The 9,645-nt window shown below is 73.2% G+C and carries 9 protein-coding genes and 1 riboswitch; of the genes, 2 read left to right on the top strand and 7 right to left on the bottom strand.

Going from position 1 to position 9,645, the window contains the following annotated elements:
• Nucleotides 1-107: 107 nt before the first annotated feature.
• The 5 genes from ABZ135_RS33300 to ABZ135_RS33280 form a co-directional block, all read right to left on the bottom strand.
• A complete protein-coding gene (locus tag ABZ135_RS33300; protein ID WP_356701172.1) occupies nt 108-1,322 on the bottom strand; it encodes a hypothetical protein in 1,215 nt (404 codons plus the stop codon).
• Nucleotides 1,323-1,345: 23 nt separating this feature from the next.
• The gene (locus ABZ135_RS33295; RefSeq protein WP_356701170.1) at nt 1,346-2,359 is read right to left on the bottom strand and encodes an NlpC/P60 family protein; all 1,014 of its coding nucleotides are present in this window, start codon (nt 2,357-2,359) and stop codon (nt 1,346-1,348) included.
• Nucleotides 2,360-2,552: 193 nt separating this feature from the next.
• Nucleotides 2,553-3,581: an NlpC/P60 family protein gene (locus ABZ135_RS33290; protein WP_356701168.1), complete on the bottom strand. Its 1,029-nt coding sequence runs from the start codon at nt 3,579-3,581 to the stop codon at nt 2,553-2,555.
• A gap of 267 nt (nt 3,582-3,848) precedes the next feature.
• On the bottom strand, nt 3,849-5,213 hold the full coding sequence (locus ABZ135_RS33285; protein WP_356701166.1) for an NYN domain-containing protein: 1,365 nt from the start codon (nt 5,211-5,213) through the stop codon (nt 3,849-3,851).
• A gap of 45 nt (nt 5,214-5,258) precedes the next feature.
• On the bottom strand, nt 5,259-5,501 hold the full coding sequence (locus ABZ135_RS33280) for a hypothetical protein (RefSeq protein ID WP_345489112.1): 243 nt from the start codon (nt 5,499-5,501) through the stop codon (nt 5,259-5,261).
• A 150-nt stretch (nt 5,502-5,651) separates the two neighbouring features.
• Between ABZ135_RS33280 and ABZ135_RS33275 the strand changes: the two genes are divergently transcribed.
• Nucleotides 5,652-6,386 (top strand): rhomboid family intramembrane serine protease, encoded by a 735-nt coding sequence (locus ABZ135_RS33275; RefSeq protein WP_356701164.1) that lies wholly within the window; start codon nt 5,652-5,654, stop codon nt 6,384-6,386.
• Nucleotides 6,383-6,664, top strand: a complete 282-nt coding sequence (locus tag ABZ135_RS33270; RefSeq protein WP_356701163.1) for an Lrp/AsnC ligand binding domain-containing protein — start codon at nt 6,383-6,385, stop codon at nt 6,662-6,664. Before ABZ135_RS33275 ends, ABZ135_RS33270 begins: the two co-directional genes overlap by 4 nt.
• A 70-nt stretch (nt 6,665-6,734) precedes the next feature.
• Here ABZ135_RS33270 and ABZ135_RS33265 read toward each other — a convergent pair whose 3' ends face one another.
• Nucleotides 6,735-8,099: an aminotransferase class V-fold PLP-dependent enzyme gene (locus ABZ135_RS33265; protein WP_356701161.1), complete on the bottom strand. Its 1,365-nt coding sequence runs from the start codon at nt 8,097-8,099 to the stop codon at nt 6,735-6,737.
• Nucleotides 8,100-8,291: 192 nt separating this feature from the next.
• Nucleotides 8,292-8,409: riboswitch (SAM riboswitch) on the bottom strand.
• A 77-nt stretch (nt 8,410-8,486) separates the two neighbouring features.
• Nucleotides 8,487-9,551: an anthranilate phosphoribosyltransferase gene (trpD, locus tag ABZ135_RS33260; protein WP_356701159.1), complete on the bottom strand. Its 1,065-nt coding sequence runs from the start codon at nt 9,549-9,551 to the stop codon at nt 8,487-8,489.
• Nucleotides 9,552-9,645 lie beyond the last annotated feature (94 nt).

Here is a 9,645-nt window from a genome sequence, read left to right as displayed (position 1 = left end):
GACATCGGCGACCGACGACAACGCGGCGAGCGTGCGTGCGCATGGGGGCACCTCCCAGGCGAAGCTCTGGGGGAGTCGCGAGCCCGGCAAGATCCAAAAGACACGGCCTAGCCCAGCTTCTCGCCCAGATACGCCCGCCAGCGGGACGTGAACTCCTCGGGTGTGGTGGCCAGGACGTCCGCGAGGGCCTTCTCCACGGCGCCCTCGCGGCGCGGGTGGGCGCCGACCGCGTCGTAGAAGGCGGTGAGCTTCCGCTCGCCCCAGCGGTCGGCGATCAGCGCGCAGGCCAGCCAGCCGCTCTCGTAGGCGCGGGCCATCGTGTCCGCGTCGCCGCCGAAGGTGAAGGCGCTGTCGTCCGGCAGGGCGGCGGGGAGCCGGCCCGCGCGGATCTCGCGGGCGAGCTCCGGGGCGGCCTGGGCGGGGGTGCGGCCGGTGCCGCGGTAGGCGACCCAGTCGGCGAAGCCCTCGGAGAGCCAGACCGGGGTGGACGGGGTGGTCCGGGTCCGGGTGGCGACGTGCGTGGTCTCGTGGGTGAGGACGAACTGCCGGCCGAAGCCGCCGAGCACCCCGTACGCGTCCGGGTTGACGATCACCCGGTCCGCGGGCGCCGTGGGGCCGCCGCCGACCTCGCCGGTGGTGACCGCCGCTATCCCGCGGTAGGAGGCGGCGGGCGCGCCGAGCAGCCGGCCCATGGCGTCCACCGACGCCGGGACCAGGACCACGATCCGCCCGGCCCAGGGCCGGGGCCAGGCGGCGCCGACGGCGGGCACGGCCCGGTCCGCCGCGTCGGCGATCTCCCGCAGCCGCTCGGGGCGCTGGCCGACGCCCAGGACCAGGCTGCGGCGGCCGGTCACCGCGCGGACCTCGCCCTGCTGCCACAGCGGCTGCGGGGCGCCGTGGGCGGCGCGGTCCCCGGTGACGTACCAGCGGCCGTCCCGTTCGGCGAGGTCCAGGACCCGCCGGAGGGTGGCGGGGGCGGAGTCGTAGCCCTCGACGCGGTAGCCGAGTTCGGTCTCGGCGGTGGCCCGTCCCGGGCCGGCCGGGTCGACGTCGGTGACCCGGTAGGCCCAGCCGCCGAGCGGGATCTTCGCCAGGCGGCCGAACTCGGTCCGCGCGGCGGGGACGAGCGCCGGGTCGAGGGCGGCGAGGTAGCCGGCCTCGTCCCGCCTCTGCAGGGCCTCGGCGCGCCGGTCGAGGAGGCGCTGCACCTCGGCGCGGGCGGGCTCGTCCGGTGCGGGGGCGGTGCAGCCGGCGAGGGCCAGCAGGGCCGACAGCGTGCACACGGCCGCGCCGCGCGCCGCCCGCCTGCCCCGTTCCGTCATGCCCCCGATCGTACGGGGCCGGGTCAGACCCGGGTCACCGTCGCGTGGGACATCATGTTCACCGGGTCGTAGCGGACCCGCGCGCCCGGGTAGGGGGCGTGGATGACCTGGCCGTTGCCGGCGTAGATCGCCACATGGCTGGCGTCGCCGCGGTAGGTGACGAGGTCGCCGGGCTGCGCCTGGGAGAGCGGGACGCGGCGGCCCGCGTTCCGCTGGGCCTGGGAGGTGCGGGGCAGGGCGATGCCGGCCTGGCGGTACGACCAGACCATCAGGCCCGAGCAGTCGAAGGCGGACGGGCCGGTCGCGCCCCACACGTACGGCTTGCCGATGGCGCTGCGCGCGGCGATCACCGCGGCGGCGGCGCGCGAGGGGCCGAGGTCGCCGAGCGGCGGGAGTTCCTCGCCGAGGGCCTCGCGGCCGGAGCGGGAGGCCCGTTCGAAGCTCGCCCGTTCCTCGGCGGACAGGGCGGCGAGCACCCGGCGGGCCTCGGCGAGCTTCCGTTCGACGGTGCGCTTGTGCTTCGCGACCTCGGCGCGGCTGCGCTCGAGTTCGGCGAGGGCCCGGCTCGCCTCGGTCCGTTCCTGCGCCAGCTCGCGCAGCTCGCGGCGGAGTTCGCCGAGCGCGGCGCCCTGGCGGGCGGTGGCCCGGTCGAGGACGGAGGCCCGTTCGAGGTAGCTGTCCGGGTCGGAGGAGAGCAGCAGGGCGAGGGCCGGGTCCATGCCGCCGGAGCGGTACTGGGCGCCGGCGACCGAACCGAGCGCGCCGCGCATGCGGTTGATCCGCTCCTGGCCGCGGGCGAGGCTGTCCTGGGCCTGGGAGACCGTGGTGCGCAGCCGGTCGGCCTTCTCGTCGGCCCGGTTGTACCCCTCGGTGGCCTTCTCGGCCTCCTCGAAGAGCCGGTCGACGGTGGCCCGGGTGGACTCCGGCGTGGCGCCGCCCGGGTCGGCGGTCGCGGGGACGGCTCCGAGTGCGGTGGCGGCGGTGGCGGCCGCCGCGGTGAGGACGGTGACCCTGGCGGGTCGTCGGTGGGTCGCCAAGGATCACGCTCCTGTTCGGCTCGACGGACTGGCGCGGCAGACAGTAGCCGCTCCCACCGCCGCCTCCAACGAAGGCGCCGCACACGCAAAGTGACGCCCCGCCGGAGAACACAGGTCACCGGCGGGGCGTCAGGTCAGTTCGGGGTCCGGCGAACCACCCGATCGGGGGCGTGGTCCGTGGCGTGCCCAGGCGTCAGATGCGGACGCCGAACTGGAAGGTGCCCATGTAGTCCATCGACTCGTAGCGCACCACCGCGCCCGGCTTCGGGGCGTGCAGGATGGTGTTGTTGCCCGCGTACAGGCCCACGTGGGACAGGCCGTTGAAGAAGACCAGGTCGCCCGGCTTGAGCTGGCTGCGGCCGATCTTCACGCCGTCGTTCTGCTGGGTGTAGGTGGTGCGGCTGATGCCGACACCGGCCTGCCGGTAGGACCACTGCGTCAGACCGGAGCAGTCGTACGAGTTGGGGCCCTCGGCGCCGGAGACGTACGGCTTGCCCAACTGGGTGGCGGCGGCGTTGAGGGCGGCGGCGCCGCGCTGGGAGGCGGGCACCTCGTTGCCGAGGTCGACGCGGTCGCCGGCGGCGCGGCTGGCGCGCTGCTCCTCCTGCTGGATCTTGGCGCGCTCGGCGGCGGTCAGGGTGTTGAGGAGCTTCTGCGCCTCGGCCAGCTTGCCCTGGAACTTCTTCTTCTTCTCGCCGAGGGTCTTGCGGACGTCCTCGAGGTCGGCGAGCTTCGTGGTCGCCTCGGCCCGCTGCTGGGCGAGGGTGCGCTGCTTGGCCTGGATGGACTGCAGGACGTCGGCCTGCTTGGCGCCGAGCTGGTCGATCGCGGACGCCTTGTCGAGGTAGGTGTCCGGGTCGGAGGAGAGGAAGAGCTGGAGCGCCGGGTCGATGCCGCCGGAGCGGTACTGGGCGCTGGCGACCGAACCGATCTGGCCGCGCAGGGTGTTGAGCTCCTCCTGGCCGCGGGCGACCTTGTCCTGGAGGGCGCCGATCTCCTTCTGCAGCTTGCCCCTGCGTTCCTCGGCGAGGTTGTACTGCTCCGTGGCCTCCTCGGCCTCGTGGTGCAGCTTGTCGACCTTGGACTTGACCTCGTCGATCTTCGGCTTGGGGGCCGCCTGTGCGCCGGTCTGGGCGGACAGTGCGACGGCTGCCGCGGCGGTGGCGGTGAGCACGGTCACACGGGTGCGGCTGGGCTGCTTGGGTCGACGGTGGGACGCCACGAAGGCGAGCTCCTTCTTCCTCGAGCCGCCAGGCCAGAACTGCGGCAGGCGGGACCATCGCTGTCATCCCCGATGGATGATCAACCGCGCGAAGGTTCGAGGCCCGACCCTAGTGACCATCTTGTGATCAGTTCAAATCCCCACGGGCAAAATCTCGCCCGCTCGACAAGTTATTTACATACATCCCACGGGCAGTAGTGGACAGTTGACCCTGCGCGGACAACAATCCGGACATCACGCCCACGAGGGCTCAGCGGTGACGAGACGTCACGAGAGGCGCGAAAGCCGCTTCAGCAACAACGCCGAGGCCACGGGCCGCGCACCGGACTTGGCGACCCCGTCGGCCACCTCCCGGTCGGTGGACACCACCACGACCGGGCGGCCCGGCGGCTCCGCGCGCACGAGCTGACGGATCAGCTCGTCGGCCGTCACACCGGGCTTCGAGAACAGCACCCGCACCCCGCGCGGCGGGGCGAGCAGCACCGGCGCCGCGAGCTCGGCGCCGTCGAAGACACAGGTGATCTCCGCGCCGGAGCGGGCCGCGAGCGCGGACAGACCGCCGAGCAGCCGCAGCCGCTGCTTCTCCAGCGGCATCGTCGGATAGCCGGTCTTGGTGACGTTGTAGCCGTCCACCACCAGGTGCGCCTGGGGCAGTTCGAGGAGCTGGTCGAGGAGGGCCGGGTCGGTCTCGGACAGGGCGCGCGCGGCGATGTCCTTCGGCGACATCCGGCCGGGCTCGACGGCGTCCACGGTGTCCGCGGGGTGCATCGAGACCGGGGGCAGGGCGAGTTCACGGCGCAGCCCCTGGGCCGCGTCGAGCACCGTGTCCAGGAGCAGCCGCAGCCGCATGTCCTCCACCGAGCGGCCTTCGCGGGCGGCCCGCCGGCTGGCCTCCAGGGCGGCCTCCACCTCGCCGAGCCGGGCCTTGAGGCGGCGGGTCTCGCTCTCGGCGGCCGAGACCTGGGCGGCGGCCTCGGTGCGGGCGGTGTCGATCTCGGCCTGGGCGCGCCGCAGCGCCGCCTCACCGCGCTTGACGTCGCTCTGGGCGCTGCGCAGCTTGCGGTGAAGCGATTCGGCTTCCTTGCGGGCGGCCTCCAGATCGTGCCGGAGCTGCTCGGTCTCGGCCCTCGCGCGCTCCTTGGCGCCGGCGACCTCCTCGCGGAGCCTCTCCAGCTCGCGCCGGCTCGCCTCGTCGGCCCGCTCGGCGTCGGCGCGCTGCGCCTCCTCGCCGGCGGCGGCGACCAGCTTGCCCCAGCCGGCCGGGCGCAGCACATAGGCGGCGGCCGCCACGTCGACCGGGTCGGCGGCGGCGGGCGGGGCACCGGCCTCCACGGCCCCGGCCAGCTCGGGCTGGGACTCCTTGAAGCGTTCCCCGATCCGCTGCCGGAACAGCGGGTCGCTCTCCAGGGCGGCGGCCATCGCGTTCCCGGCGAACTTGGCCCGCCGGGGGGCGGTGAAACGGGCGTACTGCCGCAGCGGGGCGGGCAGCTCGGCGACGGTCAGCCCGCCGAAGGCGTCCGCGACCAGCGCGACGACCTTCCGCCGTACGGCTTCGGGCAGGGGCCGGTCGAGCACCTCGGCGGCGTCGTCCGCCGAGCCCGTCGGCTCATCACCGTGCGCGGGCTGCGCCACGATCCGTCACCCCTCTCCCTGTCGTCGCCCTCGAGGGGCCGCTTCTCAGGAAGCGGCGCCCGGCCTGTCCACCAATTCGATCTGGTCCACCGCGTTGCACCAGCGGCAGCGGACCGACTCGATGGTCTCACTGACCACCTCGCGCTCCTCCACCTTGGGCTCTCCGGCGAGGTCCAGATGGACGTACTCGACGACCTTGGACGAGCGGGTCACATCGAAGCGGGTCAGGTTGCCGCAGAGCGTGCAGCGCCAGCGGGTGTCGGCGGTCGGCAGGGGAACCGTCGTCATCGTGCCGTCCTCTTTCCGTACGAGCGTCACGGGCCCGCGGTGCGCCGTCGAACTGCGGGAGTACTGCCCGTAACCCTACGGCCTCGCGGGTACCCCGTGTCACGGCGAGGCACTCTGTCCCTGTGGGCCCCGGTACGCCATGATCTGTCCATGATCGACTGGCGGGGCGTGACCCTCGGCGCCTGGCGGGGCGCCCGGAACGGACCGACCGTGACCTACGGCCTCATCGCCGGCTGCGTGCTGCTCTTCGCCGTGAGTCCGGTGGCGGGACTGAATCCGGTGTACGGCACCGGTGACGAGCTGCTCGTGGCGCAGAGCACGTACTTCCAGCGCTGGGGGGTGATTCCCGCCGACCTGACGCGCGGCGATCCGCGCGCCCTGCTCACCCCGCTGACCGCCCTCTTCGTGCACGGAAGCTGGCTGCACCTGCTGGGGAACATGCTGTTCCTCTACGTCTTCGGGGCGATGACCGAGGAGCGGATGGGCCGGATCGGCTTCGGCCTGTTCTATCTGGGCTGCGGATATCTGGCGCTGCTCGGCTACGCGACGGCGCACGCGGACAGCGCGCAGACCCTGGTCGGGGCGTCGGGGGCGATCTCGGGGGTGCTCGGCGCCTTCCTCTATCTCTTTCCGCGCGCCCGGGTGACCAGCCTCTTCCCCTTCCTCTTCTTCCTGCCGCTGCGCTTCCCGGCCTGGATCGTGCTGATCTTCTGGTTCGTGCTCCAGTGGCTGGCGGCCCGCTCGGCGGGGTCGGGGCCCGGCGTGGCGTATCTGGCGCACGTGCTGGGCTTCGGCTTCGGGTTCGTCTACGCGTGGGCGCGGTACAGACGTGCCGATAGAGTGAAACCCCCAGCCGCGGCCACCGAGGGAGAAAGCCAGCCGTGATCACCGCGATCGTGCTCATCAAGACCAGCGTGGACCGCATCCCCGAGATCGCCGAGGCGATCGCCGCGATCGACTCCGTCAGCGAGGTCTTCTCGGTCACCGGGACCTACGACCTGATCGCCATGGTCCGGGTGCCGCGCCACGACGACCTGGCCGATGTGATCCCCGGCCGGATCTCCAAGATCCCGGGCGTCGAGGCCACCGACACGCACGTCGCCTTCCGCGCCTACTCCCAGCACGACCTGGACGCGGCCTTCGCCATCGGCCTGGAGTCCTGAGGCCGTACGGACAGCGGCGAAGCCGGCCTCTCCCCCGCGGGAGGCCGGCTTCACCCGTATGAGGGAGCGGTCATCCCCGGTCGGGGACGCAGCGGCCGTCCTCGGTGCGGTACGTCCAGCGGGCGCCGTCGCGGACCAGCTCCTTCACCGCGCCGACGAACCGCTCCACGTGCTCGTCGGGCGTGCCCGCGCCGAAGCTGACCCGGATCGCGTTGAGCGACCTCTCCCCCGGGTTCGCCTCGGGGGCGCCGCACGCGCCCGGGTCCTGCGGGTCGCTGCCGAGCAGGGTGCGCACCAGCGGGTGGGCGCAGAACAGGCCGTCGCGGACGCCGATGCCGTACTCGGCGGAGAGCGCGGCGGCGAAGTGGGAGCTGTTCCAGCCCTCGACGACGAAGGAGAGGACGCCGACCCGGGGGGCGTCCTCGCCGAAGAGCGACAGGACCCGCACCTCGGGCACGTCGGCCAGGCCCTCGCGGACCTTCGCGATGAGGTACCGCTCGCGGGCGACGAGCCGGTCGAAACCGGCCTCGGTGAGGGCCTTGCAGGCGGAGGCGATGGAGTAGACACCGATGACGTTGGGCGAGCCGGCCTCGTGGCGGGCCGCGGTGGTGTGCCACTCGACGTCGACGCCACCGTCGGCGCGGCGCGCCACCGTGCGGGAGGCGCCGCCGCCCGCGAGGTACGGCTCGGCGTCCCGCAGCCAGTCGGCCCGGCCGGCGAGGACGCCGGAGCCGAACGGGGCGTACAGCTTGTGACCGGAGAAGGCGACCCAGTCGACGTCCAAGTCCCGTACGGAGACGGGGTGGTGGGGCGCGAGCTGGGCGGCGTCGAGCACGATCCGGGCGCCGTGCGCGTGCGCCGCGGCGGCCAGTTCCCGCACCGGCCACAGCTCACCGGTGACGTTGGACGCGCCGGTCACGCAGACCAGGGCCGGGCCGTAGGGGTCGCGCTCGGCGAGCGCGCGCTCGAGGATCTCGACGGCCTGGGCCGGGGTGCGCGGCGCGTCGAGGTAGGTCACGCGGGCGTCTCCCCACGGCAGCAGGGAGGCGTGGTGCTCGGTCTCGAAGACGAAGACCTGGCAGTCGGCGGGGAGCGCCCGGGCGAGCAGGTTGAGCGAGTCGGTGGTGGAGCGGGTGAAGACGACCTGGTCCTCGGGGCGGCAGTCGAGGAATGCGGCGACGGTGGTGCGGCTGTTCTCGAAGAGGTCGGTGGACAACTGGGAGAGGTAGCCGGCGCCGCGGTGGACGCTGCCGTAGTAGGGGGCGTACGCGGCGACGTCGTCCCACACGCGCTGGAGGGCCGGGGCGCTGGCCGCGTAGTCGAGCGCGGCGTAGGTGACCTCGCCGCCGGTGACGAGCGGGACGGTGACGTCCCGGCCCAGGACGGCCAGCGGGGCACAGACGGACGGGTCGGTGGCAGCAGTGATCACGGACATGGCGAACTCCCGTACAAGGCAGGCGAATTCAGCGCCTCGACGCGACGGGACACACGACCGCGGAGGCACGGAAAAAGGGAAAAGGGGATGGCGAAGAAGGGGCTTCGAGGCCCTAACGCATTCGCTTGCTCACGAGACTGCTCCCTTGAGGACCAAGGACCCCAGGGCCACACACTGTCGAGAGTGTGCAGGGGTCCGCGCTTGCCGCGGACCTTTCTGTCCACGGCCTGGTCTTCACCCGGGGCACCCCGCCACGGACGGAGGGTTGCCGGACAGCCGGCCGGGGCCTTGATGGCTGTCACTCATGACCTGGTTCAGAAGCTATGCCAGGTGATCGTCGACGCGCAACCCCGTCCGCATTCCGGACGGGGCCGCGCGTCGCGCCGCCTACGCGTTGCTGATGGCGACCCACCGCTCCAGGGCGCGCCGGGCGGCACCGGAGTCGATGGACTCGGCCGCCCTCTCGATGCCGGCCCGCAACTGCTCCGCCAGGGTGCCCTCCCCCGGCTCCAGGGCGGTCAGCGCCGCCGCCGAGTTGAGCAGCACCGCGTCCCGTACCGGACCGGTCTCGCCGGCGAGCAGCCGCCGGGCGACGTCGGCGTTGTACGAGGCGTCGGCGCCGCGCAGGGCCTCCACGGGCACCAGGTCGATGCCGACGTCCCGGGGGTCGAAGTGCTCCTCGCGGACGGTGCCGTCCCGGACGATCCAGACCCGCGAGGTCGCGGTGGTGGTGAGCTCGTCCAGGCCGTCGTCGCCCCGGAAGACCAGCGCGGAGGAGCCGCGCTCGGCGAGCACCCCGGCGACGATCGGCGCCATCCGGGCGTCGGCGACTCCGGTGGCCTGGGCCCTGACCCGGGCCGGATTGGTCAGCGGTCCCAGGAAGTTGAACACCGTGCGGATGCCGAGCTCCTTGCGGGCCATGGCCACATGGCGGAGCGCCGGGTGGAACTTGACCGCGAAGCAGAAGGTGATCCCCGCCTCCTCGGCGACCTCGGCCACCCGCCGCGGGGTCAGCTCCAGGTTGACGCCGAGCTTCTCCAGGACGTCGGAGGCACCGGAGGCCGAGGACGCGGCCCGGTTGCCGTGCTTGACGACCTTGGCGCCCGTGCCGGCCACGACGATCGCCGACATGGTGGAGACGTTCACGGTCTTGGCGCCGTCACCGCCGGTGCCGACGATGTCGACGGTGGCGCCCGGCACCTCGATGGTGTTGGCGTGCGCGTACATGGTCCGGACGAGACCGGTGATCTCCTCCACGGTCTCGCCCTTGGCGCGCAGGGCGACCACGAAGCCGGCGATCTGCGCGTCCGTCGCCTCGCCGCGCAGGATCCGGTCCATGGCCCAGGCCGTGTCCTCGGCGCTCTGGTCGCGGCCGCTCAGCAGACCGTCCAGGACGACGGGCCAGGAGCGGCCCGCCGCGGTGTCGCCTCCAGCGGGGTTCACAGCGCTCATGGTCGCTCCTGGTGTGTCGTACGGGCGTGTCTCCACGGGTGTCCCCACCCTATCGATCTCCCGGTACGGCGAAGAGCCCCGTCCATCGAATGGA

This window comes from Streptomyces sp. NPDC006339, assembly GCF_040612775.1.
GTDB lineage: Bacteria > Actinomycetota > Actinomycetes > Streptomycetales > Streptomycetaceae > Streptomyces.
Note: the sequence above shows the minus strand (reverse complement) of the source record. Positions and strands in the feature narration are given on the sequence as shown.

Bases quoted from the DNA above. Each gene is read 5' to 3' on its own strand.
- ABZ135_RS33275 (WP_356701164.1), top strand. From the start codon at position 5,652: ATGATCGACTGGCGGGGCGTGACCCTCGGCGCCTGGCGGGGCGCCCGG.
- ABZ135_RS33300 (WP_356701172.1), bottom strand. From the start codon at position 1,322: ATGACGGAACGGGGCAGGCGGGCGGCGCGCGGCGCGGCCGTGTGCACG.
- ABZ135_RS33280 (WP_345489112.1), bottom strand. From the start codon at position 5,501: ATGACGACGGTTCCCCTGCCGACCGCCGACACCCGCTGGCGCTGCACG.
- trpD (WP_356701159.1), bottom strand. From the start codon at position 9,551: ATGAGCGCTGTGAACCCCGCTGGAGGCGACACCGCGGCGGGCCGCTCC.
- ABZ135_RS33265 (WP_356701161.1), bottom strand. From the start codon at position 8,099: ATGTCCGTGATCACTGCTGCCACCGACCCGTCCGTCTGTGCCCCGCTG.